Annotated in this window: 15 protein-coding genes and 1 pseudogene; 9 read left to right on the forward strand and 7 right to left on the reverse strand. The window is 41.6% G+C overall.

Features of this window, described 5'->3' with window-relative positions; translation table 11 throughout:
• Positions 1–136: 136 nt before the first annotated feature.
• From DBR32_RS05120 to DBR32_RS05130, 3 genes are all read right to left on the reverse strand, one after another.
• Positions 137–1,135 (reverse strand): T9SS type A sorting domain-containing protein, encoded by a 999-nt coding sequence (locus DBR32_RS05120; protein WP_124635230.1) that lies wholly within the window; start codon positions 1,133–1,135, stop codon positions 137–139.
• Between the two features lie 80 nt (positions 1,136–1,215).
• A complete protein-coding gene (locus DBR32_RS05125; protein WP_124635231.1) occupies positions 1,216–2,730 on the reverse strand; it encodes a trypsin-like peptidase domain-containing protein in 1,515 nt (504 codons plus the stop codon).
• Positions 2,731–2,842: 112 nt separating this feature from the next.
• Positions 2,843–3,868, reverse strand: coding sequence for an acyl-CoA reductase (locus tag DBR32_RS05130; protein ID WP_124635232.1), 1,026 nt, complete (start codon positions 3,866–3,868; stop codon positions 2,843–2,845).
• A 67-nt stretch (positions 3,869–3,935) separates the two neighbouring features.
• Here DBR32_RS05130 and DBR32_RS05135 point away from each other — a divergent pair, with 67 nt between their 5' ends.
• Positions 3,936–4,283 (forward strand): 4Fe-4S dicluster domain-containing protein, encoded by a 348-nt coding sequence (locus DBR32_RS05135; protein ID WP_124635233.1) that lies wholly within the window; start codon positions 3,936–3,938, stop codon positions 4,281–4,283.
• Positions 4,284–4,344: 61 nt separating this feature from the next.
• On the opposite strand, the gene DBR32_RS05140 is transcribed toward DBR32_RS05135, so the two are convergent.
• From DBR32_RS05140 to DBR32_RS05150, 3 genes are read right to left on the reverse strand one after another with little or no spacing between them, the layout of a single operon-like run.
• Positions 4,345–5,853, reverse strand: coding sequence for a hypothetical protein (locus tag DBR32_RS05140; RefSeq protein WP_124635234.1), 1,509 nt, complete (start codon positions 5,851–5,853; stop codon positions 4,345–4,347).
• Positions 5,854–5,855: 2 nt separating this feature from the next.
• Positions 5,856–8,423 (reverse strand): Hsp70 family protein, encoded by a 2,568-nt coding sequence (locus tag DBR32_RS05145; protein WP_124635235.1) that lies wholly within the window; start codon positions 8,421–8,423, stop codon positions 5,856–5,858.
• Between the two features lie 47 nt (positions 8,424–8,470).
• Positions 8,471–8,776 carry a hypothetical protein gene (locus DBR32_RS05150; RefSeq protein WP_124635236.1) on the reverse strand — a complete coding sequence of 102 codons (306 nt, stop codon included), beginning with the start codon at positions 8,774–8,776 and terminating at the stop codon, positions 8,471–8,473.
• Between the two features lie 197 nt (positions 8,777–8,973).
• On the opposite strand from DBR32_RS05150, the gene DBR32_RS05155 reads away from it, so the two are divergent.
• The 4 genes from DBR32_RS05155 to DBR32_RS05170 all read left to right on the forward strand — a co-directional run bounded on the left by DBR32_RS05155 (position 8,974) and on the right by DBR32_RS05170 (position 12,370).
• Positions 8,974–9,858 (forward strand): DnaJ C-terminal domain-containing protein, encoded by an 885-nt coding sequence (locus tag DBR32_RS05155; RefSeq protein ID WP_124635237.1) that lies wholly within the window; start codon positions 8,974–8,976, stop codon positions 9,856–9,858.
• A gap of 10 nt (positions 9,859–9,868) precedes the next feature.
• The gene (locus DBR32_RS05160; RefSeq protein ID WP_124635238.1) at positions 9,869–10,159 is read left to right on the forward strand and encodes a chaperone modulator CbpM; all 291 of its coding nucleotides are present in this window, start codon (positions 9,869–9,871) and stop codon (positions 10,157–10,159) included.
• A 162-nt stretch (positions 10,160–10,321) separates the two neighbouring features.
• Positions 10,322–11,500 (forward strand): acetyl-CoA C-acyltransferase, encoded by a 1,179-nt coding sequence (locus DBR32_RS05165; RefSeq protein WP_124635239.1) that lies wholly within the window; start codon positions 10,322–10,324, stop codon positions 11,498–11,500.
• 339 nt (positions 11,501–11,839) lie between these two features.
• Positions 11,840–12,370 carry a hypothetical protein gene (locus DBR32_RS05170; RefSeq protein WP_233559666.1) on the forward strand — a complete coding sequence of 177 codons (531 nt, stop codon included), beginning with the start codon at positions 11,840–11,842 and terminating at the stop codon, positions 12,368–12,370.
• Between the two features lie 27 nt (positions 12,371–12,397).
• Here the strand turns inward: DBR32_RS05170 and DBR32_RS05175 are convergent, their stop codons facing one another.
• Positions 12,398–15,883, reverse strand: a complete 3,486-nt coding sequence (locus tag DBR32_RS05175; protein ID WP_124635241.1) for a hypothetical protein — start codon at positions 15,881–15,883, stop codon at positions 12,398–12,400.
• Positions 15,884–16,169: 286 nt separating this feature from the next.
• Between DBR32_RS05175 and DBR32_RS05180 the strand changes: the two genes are divergently transcribed.
• The 4 genes and pseudogenes from DBR32_RS05180 to DBR32_RS15700 all read left to right on the forward strand — a co-directional run.
• Positions 16,170–18,929 carry a 2-oxoglutarate dehydrogenase E1 component gene (locus DBR32_RS05180; RefSeq protein WP_124635242.1) on the forward strand — a complete coding sequence of 920 codons (2,760 nt, stop codon included), beginning with the start codon at positions 16,170–16,172 and terminating at the stop codon, positions 18,927–18,929.
• Positions 18,930–18,997: 68 nt separating this feature from the next.
• Entirely contained in the window at positions 18,998–19,333 is a 336-nt protein-coding gene (locus DBR32_RS05185) for a hypothetical protein (RefSeq protein ID WP_124635243.1), read from the forward strand.
• 70 nt (positions 19,334–19,403) lie between these two features.
• Entirely contained in the window at positions 19,404–20,387 is a 984-nt protein-coding gene (gene rfaD / locus DBR32_RS05190) for an ADP-glyceromanno-heptose 6-epimerase (RefSeq protein ID WP_124635244.1), read from the forward strand.
• Positions 20,388–20,511: 124 nt separating this feature from the next.
• Positions 20,512–20,607: pseudogene (locus DBR32_RS15700) on the forward strand (30S ribosomal protein S12); the annotation flags it as partial.

Consider the following 20,607-nt stretch of genomic DNA (forward strand, 5'->3'; position numbering starts at 1 on the left):
AGATTCCTCCTAAAGTCGGAATGTCAAAAAATCAAAAGAAAGATGACGCGCTCTCGTCTTCTCGAATGATTGAACAATTTCTTTAAAAGTATAAGCCTGCTAATTATAGCAGGCTTATACTTTTAAAAGACTTTCTTTATTTAAAGGTCATTATTTTCACATCGGTATAGCGACCATTATTATTTTCTACGTTCAGCTGGTAAGCATAGTTTCCATTAGCCAGACCCAAACCACCTAAACTGATTTGCTGTTCATGATCTCCTGCACTCAATTTACCACAATCAATCTGCGCTACTTTTCTTCCCATCAGGTCAAAGATCAAAAGGTCTGCTTTTGCCGCTTTTATTAGTGAGAATGGTATTGTTGTAGTACCAGAATGCGGATTAGGATAATTTTGACCCAGACGCATGTTTTTGGCTGTTTCTTTATCTATATTCCCAATGCTCGTGGTGCCACTTCCCTGCACGGCCACTTCCAGGCTGGCTTCATAGCCGCTGCTGGTAGGGCTAAGGGTGCATAACTGATACTGATAACCGTCGGAAAATATATTGTCCGAGGCGATACTCATCGGATCAGCACCTTTTGTATACACACTGGAATTATTAGCATAAATCAGGTTCTTAGTAGCCGCATCAAACGTAAATTGTGAGATGGCCGCATAGTTGCTGCTTACATATACCTGAAAGTGGATATGACAGACACGGCCACTGTACCAACCCGGAAAGATGGTGGTAAAGTTTACATAACCGTTTGCATCGGTCATTTGATACCCTCTCAGATAAGTGAGCCCTGCCTGGCCCACGTTCATCGCATTATCATAACCCGAATAAAGGCCATCTTTATTACAATGCCAGATATTGACCCGCACATTACTCATCGGACCACAATTATTTAGTCCCACAATTTTCAGCTTTACGTTCAGCTGCACGCCTTGTTGCGTTTCGCGGATGTCATTTCTAAAGAAGGTGGTATTGGCGGTCAAATCTAAAGGGAAGGGACCTGCCGTTTCGGTAGGAATAAGGGTGCAGGAAGCGAGATTATTTGCCGGCTCCTCTTCTGCAAAAGCTTTAGTAAAGGGCAGAGACAGACCTAAACCGGCCAAACCTGAAGCTCTGAGAAATTCTTTCCTGTTCATAAAAAGATATTTGGGTTAGTAATGAATAGTAATTCAAAACTAACCCAAATATTAATGTTATATATAAGCGTATGAAGCTATTAATCTACACTTTTCTGCTGTTTACCGATATTATTAAAGCTATAGAAGTAAGAGCCCCTGTTTCCGGCATAAGTACCGCCCAATTGAATCATATCTCCTGCGCCCAAAGCTTCCTGAAAAGCATTAAGATCGCTCACAGGTTTTCCGTTTACCGAAGTAATGATAAAACCTTTTTTAATGCCGGTATAGTTCCTCAAAGTGCCTTCCCCTACGGATTCTACCAAAATACCCCCATCTACGCCCATACTTTGTGCTTCCTGTTTGGAAAGGGCTTTAAAACCGGCTCCTAAATCATTATAAACACCTCCTGCAACGGACGATTTGGCGACCATTCCTTTATTGGCTTTAAGTTCAATCTGGGTTTTTAAAGGTTTTCCGTTTCTGAGGTAATCGATCTGCACTTTATCTCCGGGATTGTAACGGGCAATTTGCTCGGTCAATACGCTACTGCTGTTGACTTCCGTACCATTAATAGCGGTAATAAAATCGCCTTTTTTGATCCCGGCCTGTGCCGCACCGCTACCCTCAACAACATCGCCTACATACACGCCATTGGCATTATCAAAGTCACGTTTGCTGATACCCATTTCTTTGGCTTGCTCCTCCGTCATATTGCTCAGGTCTCCTAATGAAACACCGATATATCCTCTTTGTACACTTCCGAATTTGATCAGGTCATTGGCAATTTTCCGGGCCAGATTAGAAGGTATGGCATAAGAATACCCCGCATAGGTACCGGTCGGGGATGCGATTGCGGAATTGATTCCGATCAGCTGTCCCTGCGTATTGACCAATGCGCCTCCGCTATTACCCGGGTTCACCGCGGCATCGGTTTGGATAAAGGATTCTATGGCTCGGTTAGACTGTCTTTGATTGATGCCTATGGAACGGCCTTTGGCACTTACAATACCGGCAGTTACGGTAGCATCCAGGTTTAATGGATACCCAACGGCCAGTACCCATTGCCCCAGTTTTACTTCATCGGAATTTCCAAAGGCAAGTGCGGGAAAGCGCTGCCCTTCTATCTTTAAAATGGCCAAATCGGTAGCGGGATCTTTGCCCACTACTTTAGCCGTTTGGGTATTGCGATTATTAAAGGTCACTTGCACCTCATCAGCACCATCCACTACGTGGTTATTGGTAAGGATATAACCATCGGTTGATATGATTACACCCGAACCGCCACCCTGAGCATCCGGCATTTTGAATTGTTGTAAACCGCCTTCACCCCAAAAATCAAAAGGATCCCGTGCCATAACGGTTTTCCCTTGTTTCATGGTTTTAATATGCACTACCGACTTTACGGTATTTTCGGCCGCGGCGGTAAAATCAATTGGTTGCCCCACAATAGCACCACTGTTGTTGGCGTAATGCAGATCAGAACCGGCCGCGCTTTGCTTATTTTGAGCAGATAGATTGGATTGTTCCTGGCCTTGAATTTTGTCGTAGGCCCAAACGGTGGCTACAGAGGTAAATACTGCAGCGGCAATAACGGGAATTGCTAACTTTTTCATCGTACTAAAAAGTAATTTTAAAATGAATTAAAATTGATATAAACAAATATAAACTTTAGTATAAAATGATTCCGCTAAGCAATTGTTTTTTAAAAGAAATTTAAGAATAAGGTTAAAGGTCTTGCAAAAAGGCCAGGGTATCTACCCCATCGGCATAATCGGTCAGGGATGGGCTTTGATTCGCGCCGAAAGGCATTAATTTACCCGAATCTACCGCTACCGTTCCTGTGGTGATGCACTGAATACTGTCATTTTGCTGTAAGGCTTCAATCAAAGCTGCTTTATCCTCATAGAAGGAATAATGTACCACGCTGATCGGCGCATAAGGCGATTCATTTTCGACCATGAGCACATGTCCGTTACTCATATAAAGTTGCCTGTTCAGCAAATATAACGCTAATTGATAATCATAATTATTCCGGAACTTGTTATGGTCTCCATGTGCGGCAAAACGGTCGAAAGATCTCAAGAGTGCTTCGAAGTTATAATCTTTGGGAACGTAGACCTTCGTTACATTACGGCAACCCAAGCCAAAAAAGAGATTCACATCGTCCGATAATTTTTTTAACGAATCTTTGTCTTCGCTACCGTCCAAAATCGCCACAGATGTTCTGTTTTTGCGAATAATATGCGGGTATTTCTGGAAATAATATTCAAAATAACGAGCAGAATTATTGCTTCCTGTGGCAATATAAGCATCACAATGCTTCAACATTTCTGATACGGATACCTCCGCTGCAAATTCAGGGTTCCATTCGGCCAGTTTAGCAAATATATGGTTCCACAACACCGTATCCTTAGAGGATAATTTAATTCTAAGCGTATGTCCGGAAATAAAACCACATAAAAAGTCATGAAAACCCACTAAAGGAATATTACCAGCCATTACAATCCCGACCGTTTTGGGTTCAGATCGTTGCTGCAATAGTTTGGGATATTGCTGTATCCAATTTTCAAGCGCCTCTTTCTTCAAAAAATAGTTTGCGATATTATCCATGGCCAGACGGGTAAATTCCGGTATAAACCAGCCATTAGCACGGTGTGCCAGGTCTATTACGTCCTCCAGTTCCTCCGATTTTTGTTCAAAATAATATCCTAATTGAGCCAGTAAAGCAATTCTATTTTCTAAAAGTATCATAACAGTTTGGAATTTATGCTAGGTAAGTTGTAATTTTGCGTTCAAAATAAATCAATAATTATTTAAAATGGCGATAAAAATTACGGACGAATGTATCAACTGTGGTGCCTGTGAACCAGAATGTCCTAATAATGCAATATATGAAGGCGGTATAGAATGGAAAATGGCCGATGGTACGGGCGTAAAGGGCGAATACGTTTTAATGAGCGGCACGACCACCGATGCGCAGGAAGCACATGAACCGGTTGCGGTTGATGTATACTACATTACGCCAGATAAATGTACCGAATGTCAGGGTTTTCATGAGGAGCCTCAATGTGCGGCAGTATGTCCGGTAGATTGTTGTGTGCCTGATGAGCTGTATGAAGAGACGGTAGAGCAATTATTAGAGAAGAAAGAGAAAATGCACTTATAGATACGTGCACCACATAAATATTAAAAAAGGGAATCGTTGAACGCGATTCCCTTTTTTATATTTACAATTGGGAGGGATTGGTTCCCAGCCTTACTATTTTTCTATTCACTTCTACCTTATCAGGGGTATTCAGGTAATATTTACCGTTTTTCGCTTCTATATTCAGCCTTATAAGCCTGTTATAACTAGTATCGGCAAGGTAAAGAACCGCAGTATCTGAAAATTGTTCAAATACCATCTTCACCTTTTGTTGTTTAAGCGTAAAGCACTCCAGGCTGTCGCTCGCAGAAAGCTTTAAATCTTCCTCTTTTCCAATAATAAAATCGCAGGCATGCAAGAAACCTTTTTTAATCCTTAAAGACTGGTTTTGTGAAATCTCCATTTGTAAGGGCACCCCATCGTCTAAAACGAAAAGATATAATGGTTCAGGAGTACTGTTCTTTACTTCAATCGTTGCTTCTTCTTCCATCTTTACCGATTGAAAAAAGCTTACGAAAAAAGGCATCGTCTGTACCGCAGTATCCAAACTTCCGTGTAAGCGAGATATATTCTTGAGACTCGCTGAACGCGCTCTTTCAAAAAACAATTTAGCCACAAGATCATTTACCTTATTGGATTCGGTGACATAATTAAGGTTGTTGGAATACTTACTGGAGCTGTTGCCACAGCCCTTATCCATCAAACGGACAACCGTAATTACAAACACCAGAATAAGCCATATATAATTAAGCCCTTTTGAATTCTTTTTGTGTGGCCTTCTTTTTCTTCCTCCTGGATAGAGATCGGTATCCGAAATTTTTTCTTCGTAGATCTCATGGTTTTCTCTGACCAGTTTTGTATTGGTCGGATCCAGGTAATCCAACTGTATCATCTGCCTGCTGATCAGGTAGCAGGTTCGCTCATCCACATTTTGTATCTCGACACAAAAATTGATCAATACAGTCGCCAGATCATCTTTTACGCTGTATAAATTATCAGGCAGCCAATTCAGGAACCTCGCCCAATCTTTTGTCCATACGGTTACTTCTGCTTTACGGGAAAGAAAAGTGGTTTTATTCAGGTTACGAAAGAGTTTGATGGCATCCTCCAGATAAGTATTGGCACTACTAAAAGCCACCTCTCCATCGGAGATCAGGATCATTTCACAATTGGCAATCCAGTCTGCCGCTGCCTTAAAATCACTTCTGGACAGCCGGTTTTTCATTTCCTTGTTAAACTGCGGTGCAAAATACGGAGAACAGAAGTTTACAAAAGGCAAATCTTCTTTGAGCCCGGCGGTCTCTTGATCCAAGAGTTCGGTTACGGTTCCCGATTCGAGAAACTGAAGGAGGCTTTTATGCGCCCAAATTTTTATATGATGCGTTATCTCGGTAGCAAACTGCGCAGATTCTATAATAGAGAATATATCCTGCTTACTATAGTCTATCCCTTCCAAAGTGATGATCCCCGTAGGTTCCATACTAAACTCAGCCGCAATTTGCTTTTTAACCCTCGCGATATTGATAGCGGCAACATCTGTAAGGTCAATATGACTATAGTCAAAAAATCTTATGGGTGATTTATACTGCATATTTAACCGATTCCTGTGCCTTTAAAATCATCGTTCTTCACTTTGTAATCGCTGTGAACCAATAAATGGGTAATGTTGTATACATGCTGCCTGAACTCGTAGTACTTCTCTCCGTTCAGGGCGGTATCTGCCGATTTAAATATGGTTTGCGCGCCGTTATAATTGGTGTAATGTGCCGGTTCTAATGCTTTAAAACCTTCGTAACGCGAGATCAGGTAGCTGAGTGTGTTCCAAAGAATATCCCAGCCCAGGTCATTGAGCTTTTCCGTCGCTTTCTCCAGTATAGAGGGGTTACGGCTGATTAATACATGATGCTCTCCTCCCAAAATTTTCTGGTATTTCTGAGCCAGCTCTTCTTTTCTGAAATCGGCCATGGGCAAATGATTTTCGGCAAAATCTTTGGACTCAAAATATTCATAGCGCAGGCGCTCCAGGCGGTCTTCGCCACCTAGTTTATCGTAGGCTTTGGAAATACGGTTCAGCATTTCTGCAATTACATATTTGGTATCCGTTCTGTCGTTTTCTTGCAGTTTAAACAGCTCCGCTTTGTGCTGACCCAACTCTTTTAAGAAATCATTGGCCTGAAGTGCCCATACATCATTATCATCTACACTAAACATTTTAATGCTGTTGCGTATTTCGTTTTCAAGGTCGATAAATTGTTCTTTAAGCCGATCCACATTCACATGCTTTTCCGAGATTGAAAATGCATTTTTAAACTCCTGCTGGGTCATTACCAGATAGACTTCTGTATGTAATTCCCGGTTATCAGACATGGAAATCTGTAGTTCTATATCAGAACCTTTGATCAGGTCGGATGTGAGGTCTTTACCCGAAATCACGATACAGGCAATCACAAGGTTGGATAAGGGTCTTGCAAAACGATCCCCTTCCAGAATATTAATGATGATGCTATCGTCCGAACCTTGTTTAATGGTTTTGGAGATTTCGCGGTATAAGGTCTTTTTCTGTGGCAGAATACTGTTTTTTTCAAAGATCAGCTCGAGCTTGGTCGTATGGTTATCTTTATCATCTACCTCGATACAGATATCCTGGGGCAAGGGTTGTCCCGAGATATTGTATTGGCCATGTGTAATGCTCAGTTCTTCCATCGCTGCCCGAATTTCGTTCTGATCGGCGTCGTATACCCTCAGAAAAAAGGTATTGTTTATATTGGGTAACAAAGGAAGGAATTCGGTGAATTTCGATTTAAGAGGCACAAAACCGGTATCAAATCCCCCGTCACTCCGGATAATTCTATAGGTTTTGCGGTCAAGGTCGCCCTCTGCCTTTATGATAAGTACCTCTTCCACGTCCTTACTCATTTTACTATAAGATACTTTAAGCTGTACCGGTGTCATTTCCACAGCATCGAGGTCAAAATCCTCCTCTTCCTCGACCCTGCCCAGGCTGTTCAGCAGATCGTCCACATTATTGCCCAGGGCCAGTTTGGTTCCTTTAGGCTGATAATATTTGTTGGCGGCATAGTATGCCGCACCGATGGCTACCGCTGTAGTAGGATCTATACCCGAATTAACGGCAATCTGTGTCTCGCTTTGTAAACTATTTTTGACATAAGGAATGTAAGTACTACCGCCTACCAGTAGTATCTCTTCAATATTTGAGGCCGCGATCTGGTTTCGCTGCAGAATATCCTGCAACATTCTCAGGGTTTCGCTAATGCGGGTGGTAATGGTTTCTTCAAATTGCTTGCGTGTGATGGATAACATCACATCCTGCGCTACTCCGTCAACCATAAGCGTAAAGTCAAGGATCGTCTGCTCCTGATGCGATAATTCCTTTTTCGCTTCTTCCGATTTATAGATCAGTTCGTAAAACAGTTTTTCATATTTACCATTTTTACTGCGCAGCTCCTGTTCAAAATTTTCGATCTCAAAATGTGCATTGACATAGGGTACAATGATTTGCTCAATCATTCCAAAATCAAAATCGGCACCTCCCAGAAAGTTATTTCCCTCATGATCAATGACTTTCATTTCGCCATCCTTAATCTCCATCAGGGCTATATCAAAGGTACCGCCGCCCAAATCATAGACCAGCCAATAACCATTTTTATCCTCGCCCTGATTGGCCGCATTAAAATAAGCCAAACTAGCTGCTATAGGTTCCTGTAGCAACACGACTTCCTCAAAACCGGCGGCCAGGCCTGCTTTTTTTGTTGCATTGCTCTGCATGGTATCGAAACTGGCCGGAATGGTAATTACCGCCGCTTCGGCTTGCTCTCCCGAATAGATAAACTGTTTTAGTTCTTTCAATACTAAAGTGGATAACTCAATGGGGGTAATATTTTCATCAAGATTAACGACATAAAATTTATCGTCCGTACCCATTCTGCGTTTAAAGTTGGCAAAAATATTGATGGGGTCTTTAATCAAAAATTCCCGCGCTTTATCACCAACCAAGGTCCTGTCCGGGCGAAAAGCCACCACAGATGCCAGGGTATCTTTATGCCCGATGGGGTTTTTAAAAATAGTGACCTGACCATTTTCATACTTCGTGATCAAAGAATTGGTGGTGCCCAGGTCTATTCCGAAATTTATCGATTTCATGCTGATATGGATTATTAAATCAAAAGTTAAACAGAAGGATCATTTGCTTATTCTACAATAACAATGCCCTTCTGTATCAGTACCATTTGTCCGTTTTCTTGTTTGTAGACAATTGGTTTGATGACTTTTGTGATTTTCATATTATGATTTGCTTTTCCTGCAATACTCGCTTCACAGTCTGTTCTGCTCTCTGTGTATTTTTCGCCTAAAGGATTAATACAGTGCAGGCCTTCTTCTTCCAGCAAATTATATATTTTAGTAAAGTTGCGCTCAAATTTTGCACTAAGCTGCTCTTGTTCAATTTTTTGACTGATCTCAAATACCTGGTTAATCAGCTGCACATTCTGACTCATATTGTACCTACATTTGGAGCAAATTACGGAAAAAAATGAATTGCGTAAACAGCCGGCTTTATTTTATAACAAGCCCGTGATATCAATCTATAAAGGAAATCTATTTTTAACAGCAGAAAACCGCAAATACAAGTACGATTACCTAAATTAGCGTTAGGGATCAAACATCTACTGAATTTATAAAATCATCAAGCTATATGGAGTATATCGATTATTACAAAGTCCTGGGTATACAAAAAGAGGCCACAACAGAAGAAATCAAAAAGGCGTACCGGAAATTAGCCCGAAAATATCATCCAGACCTGAATCCGGATAACAAGGAGGCCCAAAAGAAATTTCAGGAGATCAACGAAGCCAATGAGGTATTGAGTGATCCCGAAAGCCGGAAAAAATATGACCAGTACGGAAAAGACTGGAAACATGCCGAGCAGTTTGAGCAAAACCAAAGCAACCGTCAACAGCAGTCCCGCGGACAACAAGAGTATGGTTGGGAGGGCGATTTCGGATCGGGAGATCATTCCGATTTTTTTGAATCCTTTTTTGGGCGGCAAAGATCTGGTGGCCGGCAAACGGCCTTCCGGGGCCAAGATATCTCCGGCGAACTGAGTTTTGAGCTGAAGGATGTGTACCATACTCAAAAACAGACATTTACTGTAAATGGAAAAAATATACGCATTACCATTCCGGCAGGTATTGAAGACGGGCAGAAGATAAAACTGGCCGGTTACGGACATCCCGGTGCCAATGGTGGCCCTTCGGGCGACTTATATATCACTATTTATGTGCACAATAACACTCCATTCAAATTATCGGGCAATGATTTACACCTGAACGCGGACATAGATCTGTATACTGCTGTTTTGGGCGGAGAAAAAACGATCGATACTATTGAGGGAAAGGTAAAGCTAAAAATAAGCCCGGAAACCCAAAACGGGACTAAAATTAGGGTAAAAGGTAAGGGGATGCCGGTATATAAGTCCGAAGGACAATTCGGAGACTTGTATGTTACGTATACCGTAACCTTACCGACAGGCCTCAGTGAGGAGCAAAAAGCTTTATTTAAGCAATTATCTCAGTCTTAAACCTAAGATTATGCAAAAGGAACAATTAATATTAGTCCGTCATTTTTGTCATGTTCATCATTTAGAAGTTAGTTTCATCAGCGATTTACAGCAGTATGAACTGTTTCCGCTGATCGTCATAGAAGAGGAACTTTATATAGAACCGGAGCAATTGCCCCTTATAGAGCGCATTGTAAGGCTGCGGACGGATCTGGGCATTAACCCGGAAGGGATAGAGGCCATCAGCCACTTACTCTCCCGGATGGAGGAAATGAATCATCAGATTGCTTCTTTACAGCATCGCTTAAAGCAATATGAATAACAGGAGTAAAGGATACGCCTCAGGAACGACCAATTCCGGGGTATGATTGAAATTTGGCCAATTCTATAAGGATTGTCGCGTGCAACATGGTCTCTAAACTCTTAACAAATTTATCCGATTAAAAGATTAAATTTGCGACGTTAAATTTAAAAAATTCATAAAATGAAAGAAGTTGTATTAGTTTCAGCAGTACGTACGCCAATAGGAAGCTGGGGTGGTTCTTTAAAGGATTTCTCTGCTACTCAGTTAGGTGCTATTGCGATAAAAGGAGCTTTGGCCAAAATCAATTTAGAGCCTTCTAAAGTTACGGATGTGTTGATGGGATGTGTGATGCAAGCAAATTTAGGACAAGCTCCTGCCCGTCAGGCGGCAAAATTTGCGGGCTTACCGGATGAGGTGAACTGTACTACCGTTAATAAAGTATGTGCGAGTGGGCTTAAAGCCATCACGATGGCGGCTCAGGCAATCATGCTGGGTGATGCGGAAATCGTAGTGGCCGGTGGTATGGAGAGCATGAGTAATGTACCTTTTTATAGCCCGAACCTTCGTTGGGGAAATAAATATGGTAATGCAATTATGGTAGATGGTTTGGCTAAAGATGGCCTTACAGACGTATACCACAATTATGCAATGGGTAATGCGGCAGAAAATACTGCAGCAGAAATGAACATCAGCCGTGAAGCACAAGATGCATTTGCCGTACAAAGCTACACCCGTAGCCAGGCTTCTGTAAACAATGGTAAATTTGAAAATGAAATTGTTCCGGTAGAGATCCCGCAACGTAAGGGCGAGCCTGTTTTATTTTCAAAAGATGAAGAGCCATTCAATGTAAAATTTGATAAGATCCCTCAATTAAATTCTGCTTTTGTAAAAGGCGGTTCGGTAACGGCAGCAAATGCTTCTACCATGAATGACGGTGCTTCTGCACTCATCCTGATGAGTAAAGAAAAAGCGGCAGAATTAGGTTTGACGCCATTAGCGGTTATCCGCGGCTATGCCGATGCGGAACAAGCACCGGAGTGGTTTACCACTTCTCCTGCAAAAGCAGTGCCTTTGGCTTTAGCAAAAGCAGGTATCGCAGCTGATGCCGTAGATTTCTACGAATTGAATGAAGCATTTAGTGTCGTGGGTTTAGCCAACTGTGAAATTTTAAAATTAAAACCAGAACAAGTAAATGTAAATGGTGGTGCCGTAGCATTAGGCCATCCATTGGGTTCTAGCGGTTCGCGTATCGTCGTAACCCTGATCAATGTTTTAGCACAAAACAATGCTAAGATCGGTGTTGCCGGTATCTGTAATGGCGGCGGCGGTGCCAGTGCGCTTGTTATCGAGAAACTATAATAATTAATTTTTAATATATTGACAAAAGGCATCTACTCAGTAGATGCCTTTTGTCTTATAAAGTGTCTGTCTACGCGAAATAGTGTACAAGCAAAGCGGAATGAACAATCTCTTCATCATTAATATTAGCCCCCTCCTATCGTTGGGGTGACAAAGAAAAATGTACACTTTTCTTTTAGGATAGTCGTACGAACGGCTTTAATTTCAGATAAAAGCTCAATTAACCCTCTGTTTTTCAGGCTTTCGCGCCGCTCATTAAGTAATTGTATTATAATGCATTATATTGTAGTACAATTAAAAAACATGCTAAAATATAGGAATTTGATTCTTTGTCTGTTTATGCTTTGCTTAAGTAGCTGTGTTATACTGGATACCCCGGGCTTTCACAGCGGATATAAAAAGCTGAATGCATCGGATAAACAACAAATCCACTTTGTAACCGAAACGAAAGATTTTTGCAACATTCAGAATGATAAGAAGATATATGCGGTAACGGCCGATCTGTTTTTAGATTGTATTAAAGACAAAGACATCACCCTTGTATATTTCTGGAGTGCACATTGTGGTTCTGAAGTATGCATTCTTTTATCTGCGGCACAGGCTTATTGTGATCAGCGGAATTATAATCTCTATGTTGTATCGGAATATTATGATCTTCCCGCAACTTTGTTACAAAACAAAACTAGGAATCCAATCCTATCGGTCAATCATTTATACTACAAAACCGATTATTGTCCGAAATACACCCGACGTTTCCGTAAAGCCATCGCCGGTGCTGCCGCTATCAGTAAAGACGAGTTGCGTTTTTCCCGATTTTATTTTTTCAAGGGAAGCAAATTTATAAAGGCGAAGCAAAAATTAACCGACTAAATATCAAAAAAGGTGCTCAATCCTATCTTACAATATCGCCCGCACACTCATGGTGCCGGTGTGTACCGCCGGATTGGTACCGGGCTTACGACCATCATACTCTAAAGAAAACTCGATACTCTTATTGATCCTCGTGGTCCAGTTGAGGTACCAGAGCCAGTTAGCCCCTTTGGCCAGGGCATCCAGCATCACAAAACTCAAGGAGGTATTGGCCAAACCATTGTATTGTATCTGGCTGTAAGTACCTCTGAATTGTATACTCCCGGAAGATGGAAAGCTCAACCTGCTGTCGATCGAAATATTCTGTACATTGGCAAACTCCCCGCCAAACAGACCTTTGTTCTGACGATGCTCCAGTTTATAACTGGCGGTAATCCGCATTTTACTATTGTATAGAAAAAGCAATGAAGGCTCTACACCCTGAAAGCGGATAAAGTAACTGCGACCATCGTCTAAAGGAGAAGAAAATTGTTTATTCCCGTGAATTGTGGCCAACATAAAGGTATAATTCCTGTTCAGTACCCATCGCAGTTTTTCATTGTGCCTCAATAGCGATTGTCCTTCTAAGCCATAAGTGAGTAATGATTTATTCGTACTATATACCGTCGTATAATCCAAACCCCAACGGGCACTGCTGCGATTGTAGAAGATGGTATTACTCAAGGCTGTACTGCCAGAAATGATGCTGGTATCTTCAAAATTGGTGGCAAAGGGATTAAAGGATTTCAAACCCTCTGCATACAGTGTTCTGTTATTGATCTGCAATGCCAGCTGGTCGCTGAATCGGGAAACAAACTTTTGGATGCCCTTCCGTTCTTTGACATTGCGCCAGAGATTATCGGGATTCAATTGCAGACTGAGGTTGAGGTTGGCAAAATTCACTTTTACATACTCATTGGTCGGGGTGATCAAGCGTATAAATCGCTTTTGGTCTTTATAAATCGCGATTTCAAACTCATTGGCCTGTTGTACCCCATCATTATTGTAATCTATCCACATATAAGTCCCCTGCCCTGCAGCCACCTCCACATAGGTAAATTGTCTTTTCTGTTCCTGACCGGTACCAAAATCATAGACCAAACTCGGCACCAAAAATCCATGAGCGATGTTACCACTATAGTTTATACGGCCTAAAAGTGTTGATCCTGCGGTTTCTTTAGATAATAAACTATTGTCTATTTGGAGTAAGCGATAAGAACCGGTAAGGCTCAACTGATGGTTTTTCCAGGTGCTGACATTCAAATTAGCCTCCACGGTATGCCCACGGTTACTTTGTTTAAAGGCCGTCCCTGCAGGTGCAAAATCCCGCCGAAAGGCATAGTTCAAGTTAAGGTTTAAAGGCTGATTTTCTGCCGTCTTGAAATACAGTTTAGAGATGTCAAAATTATAAGCACTCCATAACAAAGTATCTGCCATCCTGTTTTTCAATTCGTTATATTCTTTCTCGAAACGAAATCCTATTGTGGATTTACTTTTTCGACCAGTAACTGTTTCTGCAAAAAATGTGGGGCGTAAAAAAATACTTTTCTGATCGGGCGACACACTATTCATCGCACTCCCACCCAGGCCTGCTTTATAACGAAGGCTATTATACAAGAATGAGACCTGATGCCTGTTGGCTGTATAATCCGTTCCCCGTTTGTAGAACGTAAAATCGTAACCCAGATTTCCTTTTTTGTGATGCAGCATATTAGTCGCCAAGGTAACGAGGTGCTCATCGGCCCTTGTATCTGTTGCGGCAATATTCCAATCTCTGTTAAACTCTATATTGCGATAAGGAGCAATGGCGACAAACCGTGCATCTACATACTCGTAGCTTACTTTATTGTTCCACTTCCAGGGGCTTTTGCGCGTCAGGCTATCTTTTCCAAATAGACGCGTTTCTTCATAAGCCAGTTTCCCTGCACTGCCCCAATGCAGGGCATTATCTATGGAAGAAAAGGTATTGGGAGAATAATTACTGGAAGACCATTCCATGGATACCTGTTTCAGGCTGTCGATCTGATAATGCGCGCCGGTGGTAAAGACTTGTTGTAACTTTGGGGTAATTAATAAGGCTTTGGGTTCATAATTCCCTTGTTTTAACCCATTTAAAGGAGCAACCCAGGCATAAGAGCGGCCATTGGTATTCAGGCCAGAAATAACATAATCACCATTGCCCTCCCCCACATAACTAAAATTCAGGCTATAGACGACATCATTCGGGTTGGTCGTATACACATACACACCGGGATAGGTAATGCCATTCACTACCGAGTCTGTTTTTCGATACAGTATCTTATTTCCGGCAAAAGTGTCTAATTTTTCAGTAGCATAAAAGGCCTGGTCAATATTATCACCGATCGTGCCTAAAAACCGTTTTTGGTCGGCACTTAGGGTTTGTACATACGTTTGGTTCTTCGCATCCTGATTGGAGTAGGCATTAAAGCGGAAAGTCCATTTGGAACCAATCTTTAGCTCATCACTCACAAAAAATAAGGTATTCAGGTAATTCCGGCTTTGGTATTCAAAATCAACCTGGATACGCTTGTCTTTGGTGATCAGGCGACGCGGCATAAAAATAAGCTCTGCTGTGTTGTAATTGATCACATAATCCAGATCTTCTCCCCGGGCCATTAATTCCCCGTCAATAAATACCCGTTCCGTACCCGCCAAAACAATAAAATATTGTTCCCCATTGTCCCCTTGCAGCTTGTAAGGCCCCTGATTGCCTTCTATCCCCTGAAAAATATTACGGGTAAACTGGCCTTTAGCTACCGAACCATCTAATTTAAGGGTATTCTGAATATTTTTGGTTTTGAGCAGCACTCCATCGTAGGCAATTCCCTGCACCCGTTTATTGAAATTCAGGAAATAACTATTGGGCTTATCCATATTGTAATCTCCTACGGTAAGCTTATGACGTCCTTTTTCGAAGGTAACATACATCTTATCAAACTCCTGCAGGCGTTGCGTATTACCATCAGGCTGAAAGGGAATATTATTATCGGTAATGGCCGCTTCGATTCGAACGCTGTCCAGGATATAACCATTCAATTGCAGGTTAAACTGAGAATTCAGGACGATATCCTGGTTGTTCCCTACAGAAAGGCTGCGCCCATAATTCCCGTTGTAATCAATCGCATTAAAATTGACGAAGTTATTACCGGCATTACCGTTGGCCATCGTTCCATCATAGCGGTAGCCTCCACCCATTACCACATTATGGTCTATTAAGTTGGCTTTTTTATGATAATAGGGACGCGCTAAGGAAAGGGGTAAACGCCGATAGTGGATGGTGACACTATCCGGTGGAATCGGTTTGTTTTTGTTCCAAACCAAGGTGCTATTTGTATAATTTACGCTATAATCCTCAGCAGGTACATGATCTATATAAAAAGAACCTAAACCGATGCTAAGACTGTCGAGCTGGAGCGTATCCGTATGAAGCACTACTCTTCTGGAGATCAGGTTAGAAAGTACACTTGTATCCTGAGCAACAGCAGGCATGCCCTGTAGCAGCATGATGCCCATGAGTAGGAGTATATGACAATATGATCTTATTTTTTTCAAGCCTGCTCTGGAATACTTGGATATTGAACGTGCAAAATACCTCAAACATTTTCTAATATCTGCGGAAAATCGGTAAAATCCCTAAAAATTGATTAAAAACGAAGCAAAACATGCCTTTTTGAACAAAATATTACTTATTTCATTTTTGTTTGTTTTATATTTGTGCCTCAGAAAAAAAGGCTGTTTTCAGGCAGCCATTTTTCGCACATTTATTTTCGAAAATATCCAAATTCCATTTTAAGAAAAAATGAAAGATTTTTCTTTTGTCACCAACGCGCATCCGGCTTATATAGAGTCTTTGTATAACGATTTTTTAAAAAATCCAGAAACAGTAGACCCGGAATATAAAAAATTCTTTGAAGGCTTCGACTATGCCAGCACAAAAGGCGGTACAGCGACAGAAACCAAAGCAGGTGCAAGTATTGGAGGGGGCGCAACCTTAAGCAACGACCAACTCACCAAAGAGTTTGCCGTATATGATATGATTCGTTCTTTCCGCAAGAGAGCCCATCTTATCGCCAATACCAATCCTATTCGCCCGCGTGTAGACCGTAAGGCCATGCTGGCTTTAAGTGATTTTGGATTTACCGATGCAGATCTGGAAACGGAATTCTCTTCCGGCTCCTTTATCGGTTTAGGCAAAGCAAAGCTGAAGGATATTTATCAAAAATTACATACCATTTATGCAGGTAGTGTAGGGATTCAATATACCTATATCACCAATACAGAAACCTACGATTGGGTTGAAACGCATTTCGAAGCGTTTATGCAGGAAGAGTTTTCTTTCGAGCAAAAGAAACGCATTTTACATAAATTGAATTACGGGGTTATTTTCGAAAAATTCCTGAATACTAAATTCATCGGACAGAAAAGATTTGGTCTGGAAGGTGGCGAAAGCATGATTCCGGGTTTGGATGCCATGCTTACTGCTGCTGCTGATGGTGGCGTGGAAGAGGTAATCTTCGGAATGGCACACCGCGGCCGTTTAAATGTATTGGCCAATATCCTTCGTAAAACATACGATCAGATCTTCTCCGAATTTGAAGGCACCATGCCTGCTGATATGACTATGGGCAGTGGTGATGTGAAATATCACCTGGGTTTCCGTTCTATCGTAAAAACGGCTAATGAAAAAGACCTGAATCTGCAATTAATCCCCAATCCGTCTCACCTGGAAACAGTAGATCCGGTAGTTGCGGGTTTTGCAAGGGCTAAATCTGATGCCATCTATAATTCTGATTACAGCAAGGTATTACCCATCTTAATTCATGGTGATGCTGCCGTAGCCGGTCAGGGTATTATATACGAATTATTACAAATGAGCAAATTGAAGGGGTATGCTGTAGGCGGTACCATTCACTTTGTAATCAATAACCAAATCGGCTTTACAACCGACTTTGAAGATGCCCGTTCCTCTATCTACTGTACCAGCTTAGCAGCAATGGTACATGCTCCGGTATTACACGTTAATGGTGATGATCCGGAAGCAGTGGTAAAGGCTTGTATTTTTGCGGCACAATACCGTCAAAAGTTCCATGCTGATATCTTTATTGATATGGTTTGTTACCGCAGACATGGACATAATGAAGGGGATGAACCTAAATTCACCCAACCGAGTTTCTATGCCTTAATTGAGAAACACAAGAATCCAAGAGAGATTTATACAGAGTATTTGATGCAGCACGGTACACCGGAAGCACAAAACCTGGCTAAAGACATGGAGAAGGTGTTCTGGGATGAGATGCAGGCGCGTTTGGACGAGAACAAACAAAACCCAATACCTTATACCTACCAAAAACCAGAATTAGCCTGGCAGGAATTGCGTAAAGGGGTGGAGGAAGATTTTGTAAAGTCTCCTGATACTGCAGTTACTAAAGAGGTGATTGATACCCTGTTTAAAAAACTGATGCAATGGCCGGAAAGCTTCAATCCATTGCGTAAAGTACAGAAATTACTTACCGACAAAACGAAATTATACGAGGAAAGCGAGAAGATCGACTGGGCAACCGGCGAGCTCTTAGCCTTCGCAACTTTACTGAATGAAGGATATGAAGTAAGATTGAGTGGTGAAGATGTGAAACGTGGTACCTTCTCTCATCGCCATGCGGCCTTAAGAGATGAAAAAACCAATGAGGAATACAATCGCTTATCCCAATTGTCTCCTGACCAGGGTAAATTTTATATTTACAACTCTTTATTGAGTGAATATGCTGTATTAGGATTTGATTATGGGTATGCAATGGCAAACCCTTCTAACCTGGTCTTATGGGAAGCACAATATGGTGATTTCGCCAATGGTGCACAAATCATTATCGATCAATACCTGACCAGCGCAGAGCAAAAATGGCAAACTCAGAATGGTCTGGTTATGTTGTTGCCTCATGGTTATGAAGGTGGCGGACCAGAGCACTCCAGTGCCCGTTTGGAGCGCTTCTTACAGATGAGTGCCGAGAATAATGTGTATATTACCAACATTACCACCTCTGCAAACTATTTCCATGCTTTACGCCGCCAGTTAGCGCTGCCGTTCCGTAAACCATTGGTAAACTTTGCCCCTAAAGCAAATCTGCGTCATGTACGTTCCTACTCTTCTGTTGCTGAATTTACCGTAGGCGGTTTCAAAGAAGTGATTGATGATCCGAATATACAAGATGTTGCTAAAGTAAAACGCGTATTGTTGTGTAGCGGAAAGATCTATTTTGACCTGAGTGAAAAACAGATTACGGAAAACAGAACAGATGTTGCCATTATTCGTTTGGAGCAAATACATCCTTTGCCACAAGAACAATTGAACGCCTTATATCAAAAATATAGTGGGGCACAATGGTTATGGGTACAGGAAGAACCTAAAAACATGGGGGCTGCTTCTTTCCTGAAAATGAATATCAATAAACCGATCAACTTAGGCTATCTGACCCGCAAGGCAAGTGCTGCTACGGCTACCGGTTTTGCAAAACTGCATGCGCAAGAACAGCAAATGTTGGTAGATCAGGCTTTTTCGTTCTAAATTAATTTAAGAAAACAAGAATAATTTATATTTTTGCTCCATAAAAGACTTTCAATAACTTATTAAGTATGTCACACGCAACACAAGAAGAAAAGCCGGTATTAGTAACCAAATCTGCGATGTTTTTCGCATTAATGATTGTAGGTTTATTAGTCGGTACGATCAATTTTGTACAGGAAATGGGTCACACCGAAGGACATGGCGGTAGTGCAGCACACGGAACAGAATCGCATACTGCTCCTAATCCCACACATGGTTCAGAAACACATGGTGCCGATGCACATGCTACACCAACGCCTCATGAGCCTAAAGCTCAGGCACAAGCATCTGCAGACGCTGCTCAGAGTGTAAAGGGTAAAGATACCCCTAAGACTGAGGCACATGAAGCACCTGCAAAACACTAATTTTAGAACAATAGATTTAAAAAAGGTTAAGCAAATCGCTTAGCCTTTTTTAAACCACACTATATTGCTTATGCAAAAAGATGCTGTAATTGTCGTGACAGGTGCCGCCGGTTTTATCGGCAGTGTACTGACAGGCCATCTGAATGACCTGGGTTACGAACAATTAGTATTGGTAGACGATTTTTCGTCAAAATCAAAGACCAATAATCTTATTGATAAAAAGTATCTCGCCAAAGTACACCGGGATCAGTTTTTTGATTGGCTCGAAGAGCATCCGGGCAAAGTGGCCTATGTGTTTCACTTAGGGGCGCGCACAGATACGGCCGAGTTTAACTATGAAATATTCAGGGAACTCAATGTACGCTATTCCAAAAGTATATGGGAATATTGTACTGAAAATGGCATTCCTTTGGTGTATGCTTCCTCTGCCGCTACTTATGGCAACGGGGAATTCGGGTATGATGATAATGAGGCGCTGATACCTCAGCTGGCTCCCCTCAACCCTTATGGTGTATCGAAACAAAAATTTGACGTCTGGGCACTAGAGCAGAAGAGTACTCCCCCATTCTGGGCGGGTTTAAAATTCTTTAATGTTTACGGCCCTAATGAATATCATAAAGGGCGTATGGCCTCCGTAATCCTGCATGCCTACCAGCAAATACTCAAAAATGATGGTGAAGTGAAGTTATTCCGCTCTCATAAACCGGAATATGCCGATGGTGGACAAATGCGCGATTTTATCTATGTTAAAGATCTGGTGAAGGTGTGTACCTGGCTGATGCTGCAGCAACCGGAAAATGGCATTTATAACTTAGGTACGGGAACTGCCAGAACCTTTAATGACTTGATCAATGCTTTATACAATACTTTAGGGCTTCCTACTAAAATAACGTATATCGACACCCCGGAAGATATCCGGGAGAAGTACCAGTACTTTACCGAAGCCAATATGAAAAAACTAATCGATGCCGGCTACAAAGAAGGCTTTTACAGCCTGGAAGAAGGCGTTAGCGATTATGTAACACAGTATTTAAAAGAAACGAAATATCATTAAATAACCAGTTCGGACCGCTTAATCCACATGATGTGTAAAATTGAAAAAAGTTTTATATAAATTTGTTTGGTAAATAAAAAAGAATCAGTACCTTTGCAGTCCGAAAAATTTTAAAGAATTAAGAATGCCAACTATTCAACAATTAGTTCGTAAAGGACGTACAGTAATTAAAGCAAAATCAAAATCTCCGGCTTTGGACGAATGTCCACAACGTCGCGGT

Source organism: Taibaiella sp. KBW10 (genome assembly GCF_003852495.1).
In the GTDB taxonomy this organism is placed as follows: Bacteria; Bacteroidota; Bacteroidia; order Chitinophagales; family Chitinophagaceae; genus Edaphocola.